Origin of the sequence: Paraburkholderia sp. BL21I4N1 (assembly GCF_002973525.1) — a bacterium.
Classification (GTDB): domain Bacteria; phylum Pseudomonadota; class Gammaproteobacteria; order Burkholderiales; family Burkholderiaceae; genus Paraburkholderia.
In genome coordinates this window covers 180,916-201,368 of record NZ_PVEN01000014.1, presented here as the reverse complement: position 1 = coordinate 201,368, position 20,453 = coordinate 180,916, and the positions used below count along the sequence as shown (strand labels likewise).

Below are 20,453 nucleotides of genomic sequence, written 5' to 3'. Positions count from 1 at the left end.
TGGAACACGTCCTTGATGGCGGCGCAGAGCGCGTCGGTGTTCACGAGCAGTACGTCGTCGAGATATTCGCTGCACAGGCGGAAGGTTTCTTCGCCCACCAGCTTCACCGCCGTGCCGTCCGAGAACAGACCCACTTCGCTTAGCGTGACGCGCTCACCCGCTTTCAGCGAGACGGCCATGGCGCACGAATCGTCGGTCTGCACGCCGATCACCTTGATCTCCGGACGCACCGATTTCACATACGCGGCGACACCCGCGGCGAGTCCACCGCCGCCGATCGGCACGAAGATCGCGTGGATCGGTCCCTGATGCTGGCTGAGAATCTCCATCGCGACCGTGCCTTGTCCGGCGATCACATACGGATCGTCGAACGGATGCACGAAGGTCAAGCCGCGTTCTTCCTGCAGCTTCACCGCGTGACCATAGGCGTCGCTGTACGACTCGCCGAACTGGACCACTTCGACGGTCGGGCCGCCATGCGCGCGCACGGCATCGACTTTAAGTTGCGGCGTGGTCACCGGCACCACGATGATCGCCTTCACCCCCATGCGCGCCGCCGACAACGCCACGCCCTGCGCATGATTGCCCGCCGACGCGGTAATCACCCCACGCTCCAGCGCCTCGGCCGGAATGTGCGCCATCTTGTTGTACGCACCGCGCACCTTGAACGAGAACACCGGCTGGTTGTCCTCGCGCTTCAGATAGACCGGATTGCGAAGCCGCGCCGACAGACTCGGCGCGTGTTCGAGTTCTGTCTCACGGGCCACGTCATAAACGCGCGCGGTCAAAGTTTTCTTCAGGTAGTCGTGACGAAGCGCGACGCTTTCTGCGGCTTCGGCGACCTGGGTGAGTTCGTGTGACGGCAAGGCAAGCTCCTGTGCGGCAATAACGAATCAGCGGGAAATGCACCAGGAGGCAGGCAAGCGGACATAAAAAAACCCGCCTCGTGGGGCGGGTTAGTTTGTCACTTCGATGTCACTGCAAACCGACGCGCGCTAACCCACCATTCGATGAATGATGCTAATAATCAGCGCAATACGGATGTCGAGGCAGTTCATGTGGGCGATCTTCGTTGACTTGGCACGCTTTGTCAACCCGTCGTCACGACGCTCGACGGCCTGCGTCGAGCATCCCGGCGATTAATCGTGCAGGCCGCTCTGCTTCCTGAACGAGGCGAGAATGCGTTGCTCGAGCGCGTTGTAATCGCGGCCGAAGTGGTGATCGCCCGAGGTGCGAATCACTTCGACGCCGTTCTTGCCCAGCACCGGACACAACGTGTCCTTCTCGTCTTCGCCATAGAAGCATTGCATCAGCGAAGGCGGCACGTGAGCCAACTCCGGCTGCACCTTCAGCGCCTTGTCGCTCGCCGGCATGCCGAGCCAGCCCCCCACACGAATCTGGAAATCGGCGTCCGGCGCAAAGCCGAGCAACGCCATCAGCGACACCTTCGACTTCAGCGTCTCGGGCAAGCGGTTATAGGCGAACGGCATCACGTCCGCGCCGAACGAATAGCCGACCAGCGCGATATGTTGCGCGTGCCAGCGCGCGCCATAGGTTTGCATGATGCGCGCGAGATCGCGGCTGGTTTGCGCGGGCGACTTCTCGCTCCAGAAGTAACGCAGGCTGTCCATGCCGACCACCGACACGCCGTCCTTCTGCAACGCGAGCGCAATGGTCTTGTCGAGATCGCGCCAGCCGCCGTCGCCGGAAATCACGATCGCCATCAGGCCGTTCGGATGCGCCGCCGGCAACTCGATCAGCGGCAGATCGGAGACGTCGTCGTCGCTGGTCGGCAGCACTTGCAGATGCGGCGTAAGCAGCGCGACGAGGCGCGCGCGATCGGCCGTACCCGTGGTGGCTTTTTCGACGAAGCCCGGCACCTTGTCGCGAATCACCGTGGGGTCCGGCGGGCACGGCTGGAAGCGTGCGTCGAGCGTGCGCTCGGCATCCACGGAAACGGCGCCGGCAATCGTATTCGACGGCGCCTGTTCGAGCACGTGCATTGCGAGCGTCGCGCCCTGCCCCGTACCGGCGACGATCGGCGCGAAATAACGGGCCGATTGCGATTGCCGTTCGAGCTGATGGCTCAGCGATTCCGCGTCGCCCACCAGCTTGTGGCAGGTCTCTTTCGTCGCGGCCAGATTCGCCGCATAGCGCGCGCTATCCACGCCGACGGTCAACGCGCCCGCCTTGGCGAGCGTCTCGGCACTCTGCTGATCCGCCGCGCTCCAGCCGCTCGCCTGCGAATACAGCACGACGAAGCCGCGTAGCGGACCCGTGGGTTGCGTCACCGTCACGTCGCCGAAACGGCCGCCAGGCACGGTGGTGGTTGCCGCATGGGCGAAGGTGCTGCCGGTGACGAGGCTTACCGCAACGGCGAGCCGGAAAAACGATTGCAAGGTCATGAACGCCGGCCTCCTGCCAGCAATGACAGGTCCGCAAGCGTGAAGAACACGCCCACCGAACCCGACGCCGCGAGATAGCGCGGCTCCCAATGCGGCTGGAACTTGCTCTTGAAAGCTCGCAGACCGCGGAAGTTATAGAAGCGGCCGCCGAAGCGCCACACGATGCCGGCAAGCCGGTGCCAGCGCGACGCGAGCGGCGTCGGCTGCATGCCGGAAAGCGGCGCGATGCCTAGACTCAGCGAGCGGAAACCCGCCTGCTTCAGATGCAACGCGAGTTGCGTGAACAGATATTCCATCGCATACGACGAAGCGCTTTCCACGTGACGCATTACGCCGACCGTCGCCTCGGTGTTCATATCCGTCGTCATGAAGGTCACGAAGGCGGCCGGCTCGCCGTTCTGACGCACCAGCATGACGGATTGCGCGGCGAGGTATTCGTCGGTGAACGCGGCCACCGAAAAGCTTTTCTCGCGCGCGTCGCGACTGTCGAGCCAGCCGTCGGAAATCTCGCGCAGTGTGTCGAGCGACGCCGGCACGTTGGCCTGATCGATCACTTCGACGCTGAAACCGTCGCGCTCGCCGCGCTTCAACGCATAGCGAAGATGCGCGCGATGCGAGCCCTTCAGATCGAAATCGTCGAGCACCACGTGTGCTTCTTCACCGAGCTTCATCAGCGTGAGGCCGGCGTCGAGATACAACGGCAACGCATTGGCGCGCACCTGGTAGAACGCGGCGCGGCCGCCGTGCGTATGCGCGAGCGCGACGAACTTGCTGATCAGCCCCGCCCACTCTTCGCGCGGTCCCACCGGATCGTGCAGCGCGGCCCACGTGCGGCCGTATTTCGCGTACATCAGGAAGGCTTCGCGCGATTCGGAAAACAGAAAGCTCTTGTCGCCCATCAGCGCGAGGCCGGCGTCGCTGCGCTCCTGCGCGCGCACGATGCGCGCGGCGTCGTGCAGATCTTCCAGCGCCGGTTTGACGAAGCGGCCCGCAGCCGGACGCAGCAACTGCCAGAACGCGAAGATCGCCGCGAACAGACTCGCGGCCAGCGTTGCGCGCAGCGCGCGCGGCGCGCGTTCGTCGAAGGCGAATTGCCACCACAGGTCGCGCGTATATGGCACGTCGCGGAAAGCGAACAGCATGACCCACACCGCCAGCATCAGCACCATCGCGATCGACACCAGCCAGCCCGACGTAAAGCGTTCGGCGAACAGCGACGAATGGCGATTGAAACGCCGCCGCGTGGACAGCAACAGCGCGATCAGCGTGCCGAGCACGCCCGCCTCGACGAACGCGAGACCCTTGGTCAGCGACAACCCGAGGCTCAGCACGGCCAGCAGCAGCGTCATCCACCAGGCGGCGTCCAGACGCCGCAGCAAGCCGCGCGCGACGAACAGCAGCAGCACGCCGAGCACGCTGCACAGCATCTGCGAACTTTCGAGGACCCACAGCGGCAGCACGTCGCGCAGAATCAGGATGCGCTGCCAGAACGCGGGCGTCGCGCTGGAAATCACCAGCATGCCGCCGACCAGAAACGTGACGAGACTCAGAAACAGCGGCGCGAGTTTCGACACGCCCGCCGCATGCCGCAACGGCAAACGGCTTTTCAACGCGCGGCCTTCGAAGCCCGCGAGCAAGGCGGCCGAGACGATCAGCGGCACGCCGAAGTAAATCGCGCGATAAGCGAGCAGCGCGGCAACCATCTGATGGGTCTGCACGCTGCCGTTCAGCGCGAACACCATGGCCGCTTCGAACACGCCGACGCCGCCGGGCGTGTGGCCGATCATGCCGAGCAGCATGGCCGCCGCGTAAATCGTGACGAAGCTCACGAAGCTGACGTCCGCATGCGGCAGTAGCGCCCGCAGCGCGAGACCCGCGGCCACCACGTCGAGCACGGCCAGCGCGATTTGCGCGAGCAGGTCGCGGCGCGCCGGAATATCGAACGACAACCACGGCCAGCGCGTGCGCACCGGCCGGGTTTCGCGACGGCATGCGGCCGCCGCCAGTGCGAGCGCGATCAGCAGCGCCGCGCCGCTCCAGCGCAGCGTGAACGGCGTCAGATGCAGCATGGGCGCGAGCGTGTCGGCCGCGCCCACCATGCCGAGCGCCGTCATCAGCACCAGCGCGAGCGCCAGCGACACGCTCGTGAACACCGTCATCCGGCCGATCTGCGCCGGCGTGACGCCCGTCACGCCATAGACGCGCGCGCGCACCGCGCCGCCCGTCAACGCGCCGAAACCGGTCGCGTTGCCGAGCGCGGAACCCGCGGTGGCGCCGACCCACAACGCCACGCGCGGCACCGCGGTGCCGAGATAGCGCAAGCCGACCGCGTCGCGGCCGACCAGCGCGACATAGCTGAGCGCGGTCGCGCCGAGCGCGGCGCTCCACTCGCCGACGCTCAGATGACGCAACTGACGCATCACCGAGCGATAGTCGACCGCTTGCGACAGATGTTGCAAAACGACCAGCAGCAGCGCGCAGATGACGAGCGCGAGCACGGGCGAGAGCATGCCGCGGCTGCCGAGCGTCTTCGATGCACGGATCAGCAGCGCGCCGAGCCGGTCGAATGTCTTGTTATATCGGTGGAACATGGTCAATGCGGGCCTTGCGTGGAGCAGTCGCGACGACGGAGCGTCGGTCGCGGCGTCGCCTTACTCTGGCGATTACAAATGGATAACGGCACCGAACTGAAAAGGTTGACAGCGTCAGCCCGTTCGCAGGGATTTAACCTGGGTCGCGGATCGCAACGCGGGGCGCTCATGACCGGCCGGCGCGCTCCACACGGACGCGGCGGCCAGACCGGTCGATCTTGCCGAAGGGCCGATGAAAGCTGACGAACACCCTGCGGCCGAAAGGGGCTGAAGTTTAAACGCTAATCGGCACGAGGGGCCGAAAGATTCCATCTTCATGTACGGCGCATGGCGCGATCGCGCCCGCATTAATCCTCGATACGCGGGATCAAGATTCGCGCGTCGCGTGCCGTAATCGAGGTTAAGGGCAGCGTGCAATGCACTGGATGCGCCGAGTGAACGACGGCACTTGAGGGAGAACGATGATGGCGGAACAGGATTGGGTGATGGCGGGGATTTATCTGGTCGGACTGGTGTCGATGGCGCTGCTGATGAGCGCCCTATCCACGCGTGCCACCAAAGAGCGCGCGACGGTGTCGGCGGTACGGGCCCAGACCCACCACGAGTAATGCGCAACCGGTGCGCGGCCGCGCGGCGCCTCGACGCGGTGGAAAGCGCGGCGCCCGGCGCGGCTTGAGCGGGCGCGTTCGTGCGCCTCGCTCCGTGGTCCTGCTGACCTACGCGTGATGCTGGCCTGACTGCGGCGCTATGGCTTTACTGCGGACGGCGATGCGCCTCGGCCATGATCGCGCAGGTTTGCAGATGGATGTTCAGCGCCTGCAGCGCCAAAGCGCGCAGCTTGCCGAGCCAGCTGCTGCTGGGGGTTGCAGTGGCGGTGGCACGGGCGGCGGCGGTGTTGGAAGCGGTGTTCATGGCGGACTCCTGTATAGGGTTTATACCTAGGCAATAACCCGATTATAACCCTCTCGTGCCGCACCGCAACAAATATCAATAATAGTCGCGCGCCTTCTAGTGTCGATGCCGCGCGGCAATGGTCAATCTCAAAATGGGTCGCGACCAACGCCGCTCGCTGTTAACAAACCGCACCGTACAGGTGCAATAATGACGCCTTTGCCTGCGACCGTCCGCCGCAGCATTGCCCATGACCGCCGCTCAGAAAGCCATGATCGCGCCCCTCATCGTCGCTTGTGCGATGTTCATGGAGAGCGTCGACGCGAACGTGATCGTCACCGCGCTGCCGGCCATGGCGCGCGACTTCGGGCGCGATCCGGTCACCCTGAAAATCGCCGTGACGAGCTACGTGCTGGGCCTCGGCGTGTTCATCCCCGTCTGTGGCTGGCTGGCCGACCGCTTCGGCGCACGCACCATCTTCCGCACGGCGATCGGCATTTTCGTCGTGGGCTCGCTGCTGTGCGCGGCCTCGAATTCGCTGGCCACCTTCACGCTCGCACGCTTCGTGCAAGGCGTCGGCGGCGCGATGATGGTGCCGGTCGGGCGCATCATTATTTTTCGCGTGGTGCACAAAGCCGACTTCATCCGCGCGATGAACTATCTGAGCGTGCCCGCCCTGCTCGGTCCCGCCGCCGGCCCGCTGCTCGGCGGCTTCATCACCACGTATCTGCACTGGCGGCTGATTTTCTTCATCAACGTGCCGATCGGCGTTCTCGGCATCTATCTGACCAACCGGCATATCGCCAATACGCGCGAGCCGGATCCCGGCCCGCTCGACTGGATCGGTTTTCTGCTGTCGGCGGCGGGCGCGGTGCTGCTGTTGCTCGGGCTTTCACTGGTGGGCGGCGAACTGATCTCGAATCAGGACGCGTTCGGCATGTGCGCGTGCGGCGCGGTGCTGCTACTCGGCTACATCGCCTACGCGCAACGCGTCGAACATCCGTTGCTGGATCTGCGCTTTTTCAAGGTGCCAACGTTTCAGGCAAGCGTGCTGGGCGGTTCGCTGTTTCGCATCGGCCTCGGCGCGTTGCCGTTCCTGCTGCCGCTGATGCTGCAGGAAGGCCACGGCATGAGCGCGTTCGAATCCGGGCTGATTACCTGCGCATCGGCATTCGGCGGCATGTTCATGCGAGTGATCGCGTCGAACGTGTTGCATCGTTTCGGCTTCCGTTCGGTGCTGGTGGTCAACGCCGTGTTGTCCGGCATCTCGATCGCGGCTTGCGGACTGTTTTTCCCCGGCACGCCGGCCTGGATTATCTGGCTGGTGGTGCTGCTCGGCGGCTTTTTTCCCGCCTTGCAATTCACGAGTCTGAATTCGCTGACCTACGCCGAAATCGCCAGCCGCGACGTGGGCCGCGCGACGAGCCTCGGCAGCGTCGTGCAACAGATGTCGCTCGGCCTCGGCGTCACGGTGGGCGGGATCGTGCTGCAGATTTCGCGCGCGCTGCATGGGCATCCGAGCATGATGTGGTCGGATTTCTGGCCGGCGTTTCTGGTGGTGGGGCTGTGCTCGTTCGCGTCGATTCCGGTCACGCTGCGCATGCCGCATCGCGCGGGTGAGGAAATCGCGCGCGGCGGGCGTGGGTAAAAACGGGCTCGCCCTCACGGCGCCTTGCGAATCACGCTCACCTCGCCGTTGCGTTCGAGAATCGCGGCCGCGACGTCCTCCATGGAACGCGCGCCGGTTTTCTGCCGCACGCTTTCCTGAACGTCGGTCGGCGTGATCAGCCCCGCGTTCATTTCGTGCGGATGGAACAGGCCGTTGCTGAACACCTCGCGCTCGACACCACCCACCAGTCGCTCCAGCGTGCGCGATCGCATGCAACCCCAGGCCAGCAGCCGGTGACACGCGACGATGGCAAACGACGACACCACGGTCGCGACGAACGGCGACGCGCCGACTATCGCCCGGCTCAACGTCGCGCCAAGCAGGATGACCACCACCGAATCGAATGGCGAGCGCTGGCCGAACGAGCGCCGCCCCGACACGCGGATCAACGCCAGCGCGACCAGGAAGACGACGATCGAACGCACACTCATTTGCAGCGGGTCGAGGTTTCTGCCTTGGCCGAACAGCAGGAAAAACGCATCTGTCATGTCGCCCTCCTCGCGGCGTGCCGCCTTCTTTTGTCGTCATCGTTGAACCGCGGTTGAGGCAGGTGGCCACGAGCGCCATCTCATCCCGCCGCCCACGCCGCGAGCGTGTCACCGAAGCCGCCGCGCGCGCGCGCTACCGCGCGCGCACTGGTGATGACGCGCGGCGCGGCGCTCCACGCAATGCGTGCGCCGGTCGCGATTAACCGGTCGACCAGCGCGACGTCCTCGCTGCAGGTCAGCGGCGGAAAGCCGCCCGCGCGACGATACGCGTCGGCGGACACGCCCAGGTTCGCGCCGTGAATGTGCCGATGGCCATCGGCATCCACATACGTCTTGCGAAACACCTCGCGCACGCTGAGCGGATGCGGGGTCCAGTCGTCGACGGCAATCGAGCCGCACACGGCGTCCGCGTCCAGCGATAGTTGCGCGACCAGCCAGCCCGTCGACACGCGACTGTCGGCGTCGGTGAAAGCGAGCCAGCGGGCGCCATCGGCGAGCAGCAAATCCGCGCCCGTCGCGCGCGCGATGCCGACGTTGCGCGCCTTCAGCATCAAGGTCTCGACGCCGTACGCGCGCGCGATCGCGCCGCTGAAGTCGTCGCAGGCATCGAGCACGACCACGATGCGCACGGTTTCGCCCGCCAGTTCCTCATGCCGCGACGCGCCGAGCAAGGCCGCGAGACAAGGCGCCAGCAACGCCTCCTCGTTATGCGCCGGAACGATCACGCCGATCATAAGAGCCCCTCGCGTTGCGCCACCGAACGTGCGTCACGCGACCAGACGTCGATCAGCAGATCGGCTTCGTCGTGATGCGCGAGACGCGCCAGGCCGCAACGCGCATCGAACAACGCATGCGCGGTGTCGGCGGATTCGAGCGCCTCGGTGAACGGCCGGCGCCAGTGACAGGCGAGCAGCGTGCCGTCCGCCGTGAGCGACGCGGCGATGCAGCCGGCGAGCGCGTCGAGTTCGGCCGCGTTCAGGTAATAGGCGAATTCGCTGATGACGATCAGGTCGAAGGGTCCGGCCTCGGTCGGCCAGTCGCGCGGCACGGTGCGTCGTTCGATTCTCACGTGCGACGCGGCGGCCAGGCGTTCGCCGGCAAGTTGCACCGCGCGTTCGTGAAGATCGGCGGCGAGCAACGTGTCGCAGCGTTTTGCCAGTTCGAAGGTCAACTCGCCGTTCGCGCAACCCGGTTCGAATGCGTTGCGGTAACGCGGACGCGGTAACAGCGCGAGTGTGAGCGAGCGTTTGCGGCTTTCGTACCAGCCTTTGCGTAGGTGCCAGGGGTCGTCGCTGTGACGATAGAGGTCGTCGAAATAGGTGGCGGGTGAGGACGACGAGGAAGCCGACGTCGATGTCATGTCAGCGGCGCTGTCCTCGCTGCGGGGCGTTAGAGCGTCCATGGCGCGGTCCCGGGATCTTGAGGTTCGACGTGGGCGTCGGCGCCAGATTCCACGCGCGCATCGATTCCCCCATTGCCCTGCGCGGCTGTCATCAGCGCGCCTAGCGCGGCAAGATCGCGCTCCGCATGGCTCTGCCTCAGAAACACCGGCAAATCCGCCAGCGCGCGCGCAAAACGTGCGTCGCGGCACAACGGACCCGCGCCAAGCGCACGGGTCGCGTGATGCATGACTTCAGTCGCCGCCGCCTCGACGACGAGGCGTGCGCGCAGCGCCACCCGTTGCGCGTCGGCGCGCGGATTGGCATCGATCCATGCAGCGGTTTCGCGCAACACGGCGGCGGCCGACGCCAATGCAACATCGATCGCGCCCAGATGTGCCAGACGGTGTGCGTCCGCCTTGGGTGACGACGACTCGCGCAGCCGCTGACCGATCTGCGCGGCGGCACCGTACCAACACGCGGCGATACCCGCTCCGCCCTGCCAGAAACCCGGCCGGCGCACATACGCATGCGCCGCGCCGATCAGCGTGGCCGGCGTCCGCGCGAAGTGAACGTCGGCACTGGCCGTGGCCTGCATGCCGATGGCCTGCCACTTCGACGAATCGATCGCGATGGTCGGATGATGCATCGCGACGGCGACCAGCACGGGTTCGTCGTCCAGCCACGCGGTCACGAGCGCATGGCTGACGACGGCCGCGCCTGAACACCAGGCTTTCGTGCCGGTGAGATACACCGGCGTGTCTTGAGCGATCCGCTCCGCCAAACCTGCCTGCCCTGCCAGTCCATCGATCCGTTCAACAGCATCCACCCGCATCGCCGCGACCCGCGCTTCCGGCGGCTCCGCCGCCCACACGGCCCAGCGGCTCCCCGGCGCCACCCCGTGCCCGCCCAGTTCCGCAAGGATCGCCAACGCATCGGTATGGCCTTCGAAGAGCTTGACGAGACCAAGATCACATGCCGCCACCGCGGCCAACGCACGCCACCGCGCCACCGTCTGACCATGGCCCGGTAGCGGAACGAACGGCGCACGATCACAGCCGTAGTCGACCAGTGTGCGTAACACGTCACCCAACGAAGCGGAGTTGTGAGGATCGAAACGCGTGTTACGCAAAAAATCTTCCAACGCCGCGGCAGGCGCCGCCATGGGTTGGGCGCGCGTCGTTTCGCGCGCTCGGTGAGCCATGTCAAACCTTTGCGGCGGCCGCGCGCTGACGCCGGCCGCACGATCTCGCGTATCGAGCATCGTGCCTCCCTGAAGCGGTGGATCGGGTGCCGGCGGAAGATCAGGCGCCGCCGTGCATGCAGACGGACAGCAAGCGACGTGCCGCACGCGTGACAGCCGCCCTGAGAGGGTTTGGACAGGAGAAAGGTTGAATAGCCCGAGCCCGGGGACGCTCGGCCGTGAGCGAGGCACAGTCCCTAATCAGCGAGGCACGCTGGATGATGAGCCGGACATGCGCCGCATTGCGCGAAGCCTAACCCGCCCCTCGCGCACCGCGCCGCGCCTCGACCTGCGCCAGCAAGTCGTCGAACAGCGTTAGTTCCACCGGTTTCACCAGATGCACGTCGAACCCGGCCTCGCGCGACCGTTCGCGATCGGTCGCATGACCGAAGCCGGTCATGGCCGCATACATCGTGTTGCCGAGTTCGGGCATGGCATGCAGCCCGGCGATCGTCGCGAAGCCGTCCATCTTCGGCATGGCCAGATCGATCACCGCGAGGTGCGGCACGAAACGCGGCGCGACGTCGAGCGCCTGTTGCCCTTCATAGGCGATCCGCACCGTATGGCCCTTGAGTTCGAGCAGCATGGCGAGACTGTCGGCCGAATCGCGATTGTCGTCGACCAGCAGAATGCGCAGCGGCGCGACGTCGCCGTCCGCCGTGTTCGGCGCGTGGTCCGCCACCGCGGACGGCGCCGCGGCCAGCGGCAGACTCACCGTGAAGCGGCTGCCGCATCCCACGCCTTCGCTGCTCGCGAGAATGCTGCCGCCATGCATCTCGACCAGCGATTTGCACAGCGTCAGGCCGATACCCAGACCGCCCGCGCCCGCGGTCTGACTGTCCTTCTCCTGCGCGAACAGTTCGAAAATCCGGTCGAGCGAACGCACCGGAATGCCGCAGCCCTGGTCGCACACTTCGAGCACCGCCATGCGATGCTCGACGCGCCCCTGCACGTCGACACGACTGCCCACCGGCGAGAATTTCGACGCGTTATGCAGCAGGTTCTGGAGCACCTGCACGAGACGCGTCATGTCACCGCGCACCACGACCGGATCGCGCGGCAAATGCACGACGACGCGCTGCTCGTGCGCGTCGGTAAACGGCCGCGCCGCTTCGATGCCGCGCGCCACCACTTCGGCCAGATCGACGTCGGTCACGCGCAACTCGACTTTGTCCGACATGATGCGGCCGACGTCGAGCAGATCGTCGACCAGCCGTGTGAGATGCGTGACCTGACGGTCGATCAGATCGCGCGAACGCGCCAGCGTGGAACTCACGCCGGCTTCCAGTTGCATCACACTGAGCGCATTGCGCACCGGCGCGAGCGGATTGCGCAATTCATGCGCGAGGGTCGCGAGAAACTTGCGCATGCGGTCGCCCGAGCGCTCCAGCTCTTCGCGTTGACGCCGCTCGGTCAGATCGCGCGTGACCTTGGCGAAGCCGCGCAAGCGATCCGTCTCGTCGTACACGGCGGTAATGTTGACGTTGGCCCAGAAGGTCGTGCCGTCCTTGCGTACGCGCCAGCCTTCGTCCTCCACGTGACCGATCTGGCGGGCGATCGCCAGCTCGCGCGCCGGCTTGCCCGCCGCGACATCCTCCGGCGGATAGAACGTCGAGAAATGCCGGCCGACGATGTCCTCGCGCGAATAACCCTTGATACGCGCCGCGCCGGCATTCCAGCTAACCACGTAGCCGTCCGGATCGAGCATGAAGATCGCGTAGTCCTTCACGCTGTCCACCAGCAGACGGAAGCGCTCTTCGCTTTGCCGCAACGCTTCCAGATACTCGCGTTGCGCGCTCAGGTCGCGCGTGATCTTGGCGAAGCCCGTGACCTTGCCGTCCTCGCCGCGGATCGCCGTGATCACGACGTTCGACCAGAACATCGTGCCGTCCTTGCGCACGCGCCAGCCTTCGTCCTCGAAACGGCCGGTCAGCGACGCCTGCTGCAATTCGTACGCGGGCCAGCCGCGCGCCACCGCTTCGGCGGTATAGAAGCGCGAAAAGTGCTCGCCGATGATCTCCGCTTCCGTGTACCCCTTCAGCTTCTGCGCGCCGGTGCTCCAACTGACGATGTGGCCGGTCGCATCCAGCAGGAAAATCGCATAGTCCTGGATCGCCTGGACCAGCATGCCGTAATCGACGCCGGCGGTCGCGCGCTCCGGCGATGGGCGTGCGCTCCCGGCCGGTGCGGGTTCGTCGTGATCGTCGGCAGGCGGGGCGTCGAGGTGGTTCATCGCGGCAAGGAAATGGAAGTGAGTAATCGTCCAAAAGCATACACCGGGAGACGGCCGCCGCCTGGCTCGTGGTTTCACCTGAGTCGCGCTGCAATGGCATGGCGGTACGAACGCCATCCTCAGGCCTCGCAATTGCTAAGGCTGTATTCACACTCATTGAAAACCAGGAGCATCAATTGAAACGAGCCTTGACCACTGTTGCACTCACCGCCGCGCTGGCGCTCGCTCAGACTGCCGCGCACGCCGAAGGCTGTACCAAGGGCGCCGTGGTGGGCGGCGTGGCCGGCCATGTGGCCGGGGACCACGGCGTAGCCGGTGCGGCCGCCGGCTGCGCGATCGGTCACCACGAAGCGAAGAAGAAGGACAAGGCAGCCAGCGCGGCAGCCGCCGCTAGCCAACCCGCGGGGAAATGAAGCGACGTAACGCGGCGCCCGAAGCCGTACCCCACGGGTAAAAAAGAGCCGGCAGGAACGTGTCGTTCCCTACCGGCTCTTTCACTTTTTCAAACTGACTGCGCCGAAGCCCGCGAACGATAGGGCGCCATCGCGACGCTCAACCCGCCGCGCCGAGCTTTTCCGCGAGCTTCGCGTCGTAACTGGAATGCACGTGCATGCGCTTTTTTTCCGGGTACGCATACGAATACGCCTTGCGAAGCGCCAGCGACGCCTCGTGGAAACCGGACAGAATCAGCTTCTGTTTGTTCGGATAGTTGGCGATGTCGCCAGCCGCGAAAATACCCGGCCGCGTGCTTTCATAGTTCGACGTATCCACGTCGATGCGGCCGCCGTGAATCGACAATCCCCATTGCCCGATCGGTCCGAGATCGGCGACGAGTCCGTATAGCGCGACCAGATGTTCCGCCTCGAGTTGCCGCTCGCCGTCGAGGCCGCGCAATGTGATCGACTTCAATACATCGTCTTCGACGGTGAGCCCCGCGATCGCGCCGATGACGAAATCCATCTCGCCCGCGTCGACCGCGCGCCGCATCAACTCGACGCTCGAATCGGCCGCACTGAACCCATTGCGCCGATGGACCAGCGTGACGCGCCGCGCGACCTTGCGCAGCGCCAGCACCCAGTCGAGCGCGGAATCGCCGCCGCCGGCCACGACCACGTTTTTGTCCGCGAATTCGGCAAGGCGCGGCACGCTGTAGTGCACATGGCGCGATTCCAGCGGCACCGCTTCGGCGAGCGCGAGCTTCTGCGGCACGAAGGCGCCGTTGCCGGCGGCCAGCAGAATCGCCGCCACATCGAACGCGAGGCCGCGCCCGGTACGCACGGTCCAGCGTCCATCGGCGCGTTGCTCGACCGACTCGACGCGCTGCTCCAGATGAATCGGCACGTTGAACGGCTTGCATTGCGCCATCAGACGCTCGACCAGTTCGCGTGCGGTGCACGACGGAATCGCGGGGATATCGTAAATCGGCTTGTCCGGGTACAACTCGATGCATTGACCGCCGACCTTGTCGAGGCCGTCGACGATCTGGCAGGTGAGGCCAAGCACGCCCGCTTCGAAAGCGGCGAAAAGCCCCACGGGGCCGGCGCCGACGATCAGGACGTCGGTGCGGATCAGCGGCGCGGAGGGGTCTGCGGCAGAAGTCATGCGGTCTCTCTGTGGAAGGCGATGGCCCACCATACCGAATCGCCCGAAACCCGGCAACGATGCCATTACGCGCGGTAAGGACGCTCGGCACGCAGCGCCGGGCGTGCTCGACCTGTGTTATCGGGCAGCCAAAGTGGCTACCTGAAAACAGACAAAACCGGTCATTTTACTAAGCCAATCAAGCGACTAATCTTCACTCATCGCATCGCCGTATGCGTCCAACCCGACTCAGGAGTGAATCATGGAACAACGTCTCGACTTCTACAAAGCCAATCCCGCCGCCGTCAAAGCCCTGCTCGGCGTCGAGGAACGCATCGGCAAATCGGCGCTCGAAAAACCGCTGGCCGAACTGGTGCGGCTGCGCGCGTCGCAAATCAACGGCTGTGCGTACTGCGTCGACATGCACGTGGCCGACGCCCGCAAGGGCGGCGAAACCGAACGCCGTCTCGCGACCGTGGTGGTATGGCGCGAAACGCCGTTCTTCACCGACCGCGAACGCGCCGCGCTCGAATGGACCGAAGCGGTGACGCTGGTGTCGCACGAGCATGTGCCTGACGCGGTGTGGCAAGCCGTGCGTCCGCACTTCAGCGACGAAGAACTGGTCGATCTGACGCTGCTGGTGTCCGCGATCAACGCGTGGAACCGCTTTGCGATCGCGTTCCGCAAGATGCCGGCTTAAGCGTCATGTCGTGACGAATCGGGGAGTGGGTCGAACGGGGGGAACGGTCTAACCGGCCACCCGCTTTACGCCGTTTGCGTAGCTTGGGCCGTTTGCACGATGCCCGTGGTCCGCGCCGTTCGATCGCTCGCCACCTTGAACGCCGCGGTCAATTCGCTCAACTGCCGCGCCTGATCCGCGAGTGAATTCGCGGTCGCCGCGCTCTCCTCGACGAGCGCGGCGTTGTGCTGCGTGACCTCGTCCATCTGCGTGACGGCGAGGCTCACCTGCTGGATGCCGTCGCTCTGCTCTTTCGACGCCGCCGCGATCTCGCCAACGATCTTCGCCACCCGGCCAATCTCCGCCTCGATCTCCTGCATCGTCGCGCCCGCTTCGTCGACGAGGCCCGCGCCGCTCTCCACGCGCGCGGTCGACTCCGCGATCAGCGCGCCGATTTCCTTCGCCGCCGCCGCGGAGCGCTGCGCGAGACTGCGCACTTCACCGGCCACCACGGCGAAGCCGCGCCCCTCTTCGCCGGCGCGCGCCGCTTCGACGGCCGCGTTCAGCGCGAGAATATTGGTCTGGAACGCGATCCCTTCGATCGCGGTGATGATGCCGGTCATCTTCGACGAACCCGCGTGAATCACCCTCATCGTCTCGACCATGCTGCCCACCGAAGCACGTCCGCGCGCGGCCATGATCGACGCGCGCGAGGCCAGTTCGCTGGCGTGATGCGCGTTCTGCGCATTCAACTGCACCGTCGACGTGAGTTGCTCCATCGCCGCCGCGGTCTGTTCGAGCGACGCCGCCTGTTCCTCCGTGCGCTGCGACAGATCGAGATTGCCGGCGGCGATCTGCTGGGTGGACGACGCGATGGAATGCGAACCGGCCCGCACCGTGGTCACGGTCGCGCCGAGCTTGTCCTGCATCGACGCGACGCCGCGCAGCAGCGTCGCCATTTCGTCGTTCGAGCGGATCGTCACGTGCGTGGTCAACTCCCCGGCGGCGATCGCGTCGAACTGGCGCAGCGCGTCGTGCAGCGGCGCCATGATCGCGCGTCGCAACGTGCGCCAACTGATGAGCGCGACCGTCAAGCCCACCAGAATGCTGCCGAGGCACGCCACCAGCAGCGTATGAAACAGCGCCGCCGAGCGCTCGCTCGCGTCGCTCGCCTGCTGGTTCAGATAGTCCTCGAGCGCGCCCTGGCTCGTGTTCATCGCGGTGTAGAGGCCGATCAGATGCGCCGCGCGGCTTTCGTCCATCCAGCTCGCGTCGCCGCCGCGAATCGCCGCGATCAGCTGGTCGATGCCGTCGCGCCGCACGGCGGTGCGTTTGGCGTCGAGGTCGTCGGTGAGGCGCTGCAAGTCGGGCGTTTTCGGCAGCTCGCGGAACGTGGTCCACCACTTGTCCGAATCGCCGAGCAGCATGCGTGCGCGTTCGAGTTGCGCATTCAGTTGCGGCGAGTGCGGATTGCTCATCGCCCAGTCGAGCCCGAAGCGCGCCCGCGACATCGCCGTGCCCGACTTGCCGAGCGCCACCACCGACGCGAAATGCACCGTGTACGCGTCGTGCTGCGCTTCGTTGCTTTCGTTCATGCCGAGAATGCCGAGCGCGCCGGTCGCGATCAGCAGTGCGCCGAGAAACGCGATGGTGATCGCGATCCGCAGGTTGATGGTCAGGTTTCGGGTCATGAAGGGTCTCGTCGCTCTGGCGGGTTGGCGCTCTGGTTTCTGTATATCGGGTTTTCGCGTCCCGTGACGCGATGCCGGTTTGTTCCATACGAGGAACATGTATCCATATACGGAAAGTATAACGACTCCTCCCGGCAAGAAAAAATAAAATCTGGCGAACGTGGTCCCGCAGGCGCAGCGGCGCTTTGAATAGATTTAATTTATAGAACCATAAGAAAACAACATTATTTTTATAGCCGACGGCTTCGTATAGTCGAGCCCAGTTCGAATGCGCCGCACGCGTGGCGCTCTCTCTTTCCGCTACTGGACCACGATGAAACTACTCAAGTTCGCCCCTCTCGCGATCGCCGGCGCACTCTCCGGCGCGGCGCATGCGCAAAGCAGCGTCACGCTGTATGGCCTGATTTCGGCGGGCGTCGGCTATGCGACGAACCAGGGCGGCAAGAACGCGTGGCAGGCGCTGTCGGGCACCAATCAGAATCCGCGCTGGGGCCTCAAAGGCGTGGAAGACCTGGGTGGCGGCACGAGCGCGATTTTCCAGCTGGAAAACGGCTTCAACGTAATGACAGGCACCGCGTCGCAAAACGGCCGCGAATTCGGCCGCCAGGCGTTCGTGGGACTCGCCAGCAAGCACTACGGCACGCTGACCTTCGGCCGTCAGTACGACACGGTGCACGACTACGTCGGTCCTGTGATCATTGCGAGCAACGGCGTGAACATCGGCGACAACGACAACGGCTATAACGACATTCGCGTGCAGAACGCGGTGAAATACGTGACGCCCGACTATCGCGGCCTGAAGGCTACCGCCGAATACGGCTTCAGCAACGCCACCGGTTTCGCCAACAACAACGCCTACAGCTTCGGCGCCGGTTACGAGCACGGCCCGCTGAAATGGAGCGTGGTCTACGCGCAGTACAACAATCCGTATAGCGCCACCAATCAGGACGGCGCGATCTCGAACGACTACGCCTCGTCGCTGCTGATCTTCGCGAAGAGCGCGCTGCATCCGGCCGCGTTCGCGAGCAAACAGCGCATCTTCGGCACGGGCGGGTTCTATACGGTCGGCGCCGCGCAATTCGCCGCACTGTTCACGGATGTCCGCTACGATTATCTCGACGGTTCGCATCTGCGTTTGCAGAACTACAACCTGAACGTGAACTATCACGTGACACCCGCGTTCATTCTCGGCGCCGCGTACGCCTTCACCGACGGCAAATACGATGTGATCAACACGAGGCCCAAATGGCATCAGGTCAATCTGCAGGCCGATTACTTCCTGTCCAAACGCACGGACATCGCGCTGACGGTGATCGCACAACAGGCGGCGGGCGACGCGCAACACGCGCAGATTTTTGCGTACGCGCAATCCACCGGCATCCGGCAGATGATTACCACGGTCGGCATGCGCCACGTGTTTTGACGCCCGAGACGACCATGACGACATTCCTTGATGCGGTCGATCCGATCGCTTCGACCCATGAGATCGCGCCGGCGCAGCCGCGCCGCAAGTTTTTGCGCACGGCGATGGGGCTGGCCGCCGGTGCGTCTTCGTGGCCGGTGCTGGCGGGCGCGGCGGCATCCACCACCACCGCGACGGCGCAAACGGCGCCGGCAAATCAAGGCGCCAATGCGGACCCGGCCGCCGGCGTTTCATCCAGCGCGGCCATGGCGCGGGACAACGCTCGCCGCAGCGTCATCATCGACTGCGATCCGGGCCAGGACGACGCGATCGCGATCCTGTTCGCGCTCGGCGCCAGCGACCGGCTCGACCTGCGCGCGATCACCACGGTGGCCGGCAACGTGCCGCTCGATCTGACCGAACGCAACGCGCGCATCGTCCGCGATTGGGCCGGGCGCACGCATTCGCTGCCGGTCTATGCCGGCTGTCCGCGGCCGCTCACGCGCGAACTGATCACGGCCGCCAACGTCCACGGCAAAACCGGCCTCGACGGCGTGCCCTTGCACGAACCGCTGGCGCCGCTCGCGCCGCAACACGCGGTGGCGTTCCTGATCGAGACGCTGCGCGCGGCGCCGCCGCACAGCGTGACGCTCTGCGCGCTCGGCCCGCTGACCAACCTCGCCAGCGCGCTAATCGAGGCGCCCGAGATCCGCAACGGCATTCGCGACATCGTGCTGATGGGCGGCGCGTTCTTCGAACGCGGCAACATCACGCCGGCCGCGGAATTCAACATCTATGTCGATCCGCAAGCCGCGCAGGTGGTGTTCGCGAGCGGCGTGCCGATTGTCGTGCTGCCGCGCGACGTCGCCGTGAAAGCGCCGATCACGCCCGCGCGCATCGCACCGATTCGCGCGCTCGGCAACCGTTGCGGAACCCTGGCGGCCGACATCATGGCCGCGGAAGTCGCCTATCAGAAAGGCCGCCGCGGCGTTGAGTCCGCGCCGATGTACGACCCGTGCGCGACCGGTTATCTGATCGAGCCGTCGTTGTTCAAGGGACGCGAGGTCAACGTGATGATCGAGACCGTCGGCGAATGGACGCTCGGCGAAACCGTGGTGGACTGGAGCGGCCACAGCGGACGCAAACCGAACGCGACGTGGATCACGGAAGTCGATGCGGACGGTTTTTACGCCGCGCTGCGCGCACGGCTCGCGACGCTGCCTTGAGCGCAACCGCACCCCCATGCAGCCCCCGCATCCGCCCTCAGATATGCGCGACGATCCACTCGCGGCAAGCCCGCACGTGCGGGCCGCGATCGTCGCCGTCGAGCGAGATCAGCGCGATCGAGCGGGTCACGCGCGGTTTGTCGAGACGCAGCGCGACCAGTTCGACGTCGTGCAGATGCATCGTGTAGAGACTCGGCAGCACCGCAATGGCCAGGCGGTTGCGCACCAGTTCGTACAGGGGCTCGGTGTATTCGACGCGATAGGCGACGTTGAGCTGCAAGCCTTCCGCGCCGCCGGTGCGTTGCAACGCCTCGCTGACGCTGCCACGTACGAACGCCGCGAGCTCGCGCCCCACCAGCTTCGCCCAGGCCAGGCTTTTTCGTTGCGCGAGCGGATCGTCGCGCCGCACCACCACCACGATCTGATCCTCGAACAGATCCTGATAGCGCAATGCGGCGTCGCCGTCGCGGTCGGTGGCGGGCGCGTCCGGCTCATGCACGCCCACGCCGAAGTCGGCCGCGCCCTGGCGCACCGCGTCGAGCAACGCGGTGTTCGGCATGTCGTTCAGCGTGAAGCGCAGCGACGGCTGTTGCGCGCGCAACGAAGCGAGCGCGGGCAGCAGACGCGCCGCGGCCGATGGAATCAGCCCGATGCGCACGGTCTGCACGCGTTCGGCGAAGGTGCTCGCCATGTCGTCGAAAGTGCCGCGCGCCTGGTTGAGCAGGCGTTCGGCGAGCGGCAGCACGCTGGCGCCCGCATGCGTGAGTGTCAGCCGATGCGCGGAACGCGCGAACAGCGGGCCGCCGAGCAGGAATTCGATCTGCCGGATCGCCGCGGTCAGCGCCGGCTGCGTCAACGCGAGCGACTGCGCGGCCTGCGTGAAGCTGCGCGCATGCGCGAGCGTGACGAAGTACTGGATTTGCCGCAGCGTGAGCGCGGGCAGCAGGGACGAACGGTCGGTCATGGTGAGCGAAG

Annotated in this window: 18 protein-coding genes; 6 read left to right on the top strand and 12 right to left on the bottom strand. The window is 65.5% G+C overall.

What is annotated here, in order from left to right; translation table 11 throughout:
• From ilvA to mprF, 3 genes are all read right to left on the bottom strand, one after another.
• The coding region (ilvA, locus tag B0G83_RS28640; protein ID WP_105510755.1) for a threonine ammonia-lyase, biosynthetic at positions 1–866 on the bottom strand (866 nt) is incomplete at its 3' end.
• A gap of 273 nt (positions 867–1,139) precedes the next feature.
• Positions 1,140–2,405, bottom strand: a complete 1,266-nt coding sequence (locus B0G83_RS28635; protein ID WP_105510754.1) for a virulence factor family protein — start codon at positions 2,403–2,405, stop codon at positions 1,140–1,142.
• Positions 2,402–4,996, bottom strand: coding sequence for a bifunctional lysylphosphatidylglycerol flippase/synthetase MprF (gene mprF / locus B0G83_RS28630; RefSeq protein ID WP_105510753.1), 2,595 nt, complete (start codon positions 4,994–4,996; stop codon positions 2,402–2,404). The genes B0G83_RS28635 and mprF overlap by 4 nt, the downstream gene beginning before the upstream one ends.
• A gap of 464 nt (positions 4,997–5,460) precedes the next feature.
• On the opposite strand from mprF, the gene B0G83_RS38750 reads away from it, so the two are divergent.
• Complete coding sequence (locus tag B0G83_RS38750; protein WP_181157119.1) at positions 5,461–5,604, top strand: hypothetical protein; 144 nt, start codon at positions 5,461–5,463, stop codon at positions 5,602–5,604.
• 145 nt (positions 5,605–5,749) lie between these two features.
• Here the strand turns inward: B0G83_RS38750 and B0G83_RS38745 are convergent, their stop codons facing one another.
• Positions 5,750–5,908 (bottom strand): hypothetical protein, encoded by a 159-nt coding sequence (locus B0G83_RS38745; RefSeq protein WP_181157117.1) that lies wholly within the window; start codon positions 5,906–5,908, stop codon positions 5,750–5,752.
• A gap of 229 nt (positions 5,909–6,137) precedes the next feature.
• Between B0G83_RS38745 and B0G83_RS28625 the strand changes: the two genes are divergently transcribed.
• The gene (locus B0G83_RS28625) at positions 6,138–7,535 is read left to right on the top strand and encodes an MFS transporter (protein ID WP_105510752.1); all 1,398 of its coding nucleotides are present in this window, start codon (positions 6,138–6,140) and stop codon (positions 7,533–7,535) included.
• A gap of 14 nt (positions 7,536–7,549) precedes the next feature.
• On the opposite strand, the gene B0G83_RS28620 is transcribed toward B0G83_RS28625, so the two are convergent.
• The 5 genes from B0G83_RS28620 to B0G83_RS28600 all read right to left on the bottom strand — a co-directional run bounded on the left by B0G83_RS28620 (position 7,550) and on the right by B0G83_RS28600 (position 12,899).
• Positions 7,550–8,044 carry a DUF421 domain-containing protein gene (locus B0G83_RS28620; protein ID WP_105510751.1) on the bottom strand — a complete coding sequence of 165 codons (495 nt, stop codon included), beginning with the start codon at positions 8,042–8,044 and terminating at the stop codon, positions 7,550–7,552.
• Between the two features lie 80 nt (positions 8,045–8,124).
• Positions 8,125–8,778, bottom strand: coding sequence for a glycosyltransferase family 2 protein (locus B0G83_RS28615; RefSeq protein WP_105510750.1), 654 nt, complete (start codon positions 8,776–8,778; stop codon positions 8,125–8,127).
• Positions 8,775–9,404, bottom strand: a complete 630-nt coding sequence (locus B0G83_RS28610) for an SAM-dependent methyltransferase (RefSeq protein ID WP_105510749.1) — start codon at positions 9,402–9,404, stop codon at positions 8,775–8,777. Before B0G83_RS28610 ends, B0G83_RS28615 begins: the two co-directional genes overlap by 4 nt.
• 29 nt (positions 9,405–9,433) lie before the next feature.
• Positions 9,434–10,627, bottom strand: a complete 1,194-nt coding sequence (locus B0G83_RS28605) for an acyl-CoA dehydrogenase (RefSeq protein ID WP_258168367.1) — start codon at positions 10,625–10,627, stop codon at positions 9,434–9,436.
• A 292-nt stretch (positions 10,628–10,919) separates the two neighbouring features.
• Positions 10,920–12,899 (bottom strand): PAS domain S-box protein, encoded by a 1,980-nt coding sequence (locus B0G83_RS28600; RefSeq protein WP_105510747.1) that lies wholly within the window; start codon positions 12,897–12,899, stop codon positions 10,920–10,922.
• 176 nt (positions 12,900–13,075) lie between these two features.
• Between B0G83_RS28600 and B0G83_RS28595 the strand changes: the two genes are divergently transcribed.
• On the top strand, positions 13,076–13,312 hold the full coding sequence (locus B0G83_RS28595) for a hypothetical protein (protein ID WP_105510770.1): 237 nt from the start codon (positions 13,076–13,078) through the stop codon (positions 13,310–13,312).
• A gap of 139 nt (positions 13,313–13,451) precedes the next feature.
• On the opposite strand, the gene B0G83_RS28590 is transcribed toward B0G83_RS28595, so the two are convergent.
• On the bottom strand, positions 13,452–14,501 hold the full coding sequence (locus B0G83_RS28590) for an NAD(P)/FAD-dependent oxidoreductase (RefSeq protein ID WP_105510746.1): 1,050 nt from the start codon (positions 14,499–14,501) through the stop codon (positions 13,452–13,454).
• A gap of 241 nt (positions 14,502–14,742) precedes the next feature.
• On the opposite strand from B0G83_RS28590, the gene B0G83_RS28585 reads away from it, so the two are divergent.
• Positions 14,743–15,180, top strand: coding sequence for a carboxymuconolactone decarboxylase family protein (locus B0G83_RS28585; protein WP_105510745.1), 438 nt, complete (start codon positions 14,743–14,745; stop codon positions 15,178–15,180).
• A gap of 65 nt (positions 15,181–15,245) precedes the next feature.
• On the opposite strand, the gene B0G83_RS28580 is transcribed toward B0G83_RS28585, so the two are convergent.
• A complete protein-coding gene (locus B0G83_RS28580) occupies positions 15,246–16,850 on the bottom strand; it encodes a methyl-accepting chemotaxis protein (RefSeq protein ID WP_105510744.1) in 1,605 nt (534 codons plus the stop codon).
• Positions 16,851–17,163: 313 nt separating this feature from the next.
• Between B0G83_RS28580 and B0G83_RS28575 the strand changes: the two genes are divergently transcribed.
• Positions 17,164–18,273 carry a porin gene (locus B0G83_RS28575; protein ID WP_105510768.1) on the top strand — a complete coding sequence of 370 codons (1,110 nt, stop codon included), beginning with the start codon at positions 17,164–17,166 and terminating at the stop codon, positions 18,271–18,273.
• 14 nt (positions 18,274–18,287) lie between these two features.
• The gene (locus B0G83_RS28570) at positions 18,288–19,478 is read left to right on the top strand and encodes a nucleoside hydrolase (RefSeq protein ID WP_258168366.1); all 1,191 of its coding nucleotides are present in this window, start codon (positions 18,288–18,290) and stop codon (positions 19,476–19,478) included.
• Between the two features lie 37 nt (positions 19,479–19,515).
• Here the strand turns inward: B0G83_RS28570 and B0G83_RS28565 are convergent, their stop codons facing one another.
• Positions 19,516–20,442: a LysR family transcriptional regulator gene (locus B0G83_RS28565; protein WP_105510743.1), complete on the bottom strand. Its 927-nt coding sequence runs from the start codon at positions 20,440–20,442 to the stop codon at positions 19,516–19,518.
• Positions 20,443–20,453 lie beyond the last annotated feature (11 nt).

What these genes read in the sequence shown, in the direction of transcription:
- B0G83_RS28635 (WP_105510754.1), bottom strand. Translation starts at nt 2,405, where the DNA reads ATGACCTTGCAATCGTTTTTCCGGCTCGCCGTTGCGGTAAGCCTCGTC.
- B0G83_RS28605 (WP_258168367.1), bottom strand. Translation starts at nt 10,627, where the DNA reads ATGGCTCACCGAGCGCGCGAAACGACGCGCGCCCAACCCATGGCGGCG.
- B0G83_RS28575 (WP_105510768.1), top strand. Translation starts at nt 17,164, where the DNA reads ATGAAACTACTCAAGTTCGCCCCTCTCGCGATCGCCGGCGCACTCTCC.
- B0G83_RS28625 (WP_105510752.1), top strand. Translation starts at nt 6,138, where the DNA reads ATGACCGCCGCTCAGAAAGCCATGATCGCGCCCCTCATCGTCGCTTGT.
- B0G83_RS28580 (WP_105510744.1), bottom strand. Translation starts at nt 16,850, where the DNA reads ATGACCCGAAACCTGACCATCAACCTGCGGATCGCGATCACCATCGCG.
- B0G83_RS28615 (WP_105510750.1), bottom strand. Translation starts at nt 8,778, where the DNA reads ATGATCGGCGTGATCGTTCCGGCGCATAACGAGGAGGCGTTGCTGGCG.
- B0G83_RS38750 (WP_181157119.1), top strand. Translation starts at nt 5,461, where the DNA reads ATGGCGGAACAGGATTGGGTGATGGCGGGGATTTATCTGGTCGGACTG.
- B0G83_RS28570 (WP_258168366.1), top strand. Translation starts at nt 18,288, where the DNA reads ATGACGACATTCCTTGATGCGGTCGATCCGATCGCTTCGACCCATGAG.
- B0G83_RS28565 (WP_105510743.1), bottom strand. Translation starts at nt 20,442, where the DNA reads ATGACCGACCGTTCGTCCCTGCTGCCCGCGCTCACGCTGCGGCAAATC.
- B0G83_RS28600 (WP_105510747.1), bottom strand. Translation starts at nt 12,899, where the DNA reads ATGAACCACCTCGACGCCCCGCCTGCCGACGATCACGACGAACCCGCA.
- B0G83_RS28590 (WP_105510746.1), bottom strand. Translation starts at nt 14,501, where the DNA reads ATGACTTCTGCCGCAGACCCCTCCGCGCCGCTGATCCGCACCGACGTC.
- mprF (WP_105510753.1), bottom strand. Translation starts at nt 4,996, where the DNA reads ATGTTCCACCGATATAACAAGACATTCGACCGGCTCGGCGCGCTGCTG.
- B0G83_RS28610 (WP_105510749.1), bottom strand. Translation starts at nt 9,404, where the DNA reads ATGACATCGACGTCGGCTTCCTCGTCGTCCTCACCCGCCACCTATTTC.
- B0G83_RS28585 (WP_105510745.1), top strand. Translation starts at nt 14,743, where the DNA reads ATGGAACAACGTCTCGACTTCTACAAAGCCAATCCCGCCGCCGTCAAA.
- B0G83_RS28620 (WP_105510751.1), bottom strand. Translation starts at nt 8,044, where the DNA reads ATGACAGATGCGTTTTTCCTGCTGTTCGGCCAAGGCAGAAACCTCGAC.
- B0G83_RS38745 (WP_181157117.1), bottom strand. Translation starts at nt 5,908, where the DNA reads ATGAACACCGCTTCCAACACCGCCGCCGCCCGTGCCACCGCCACTGCA.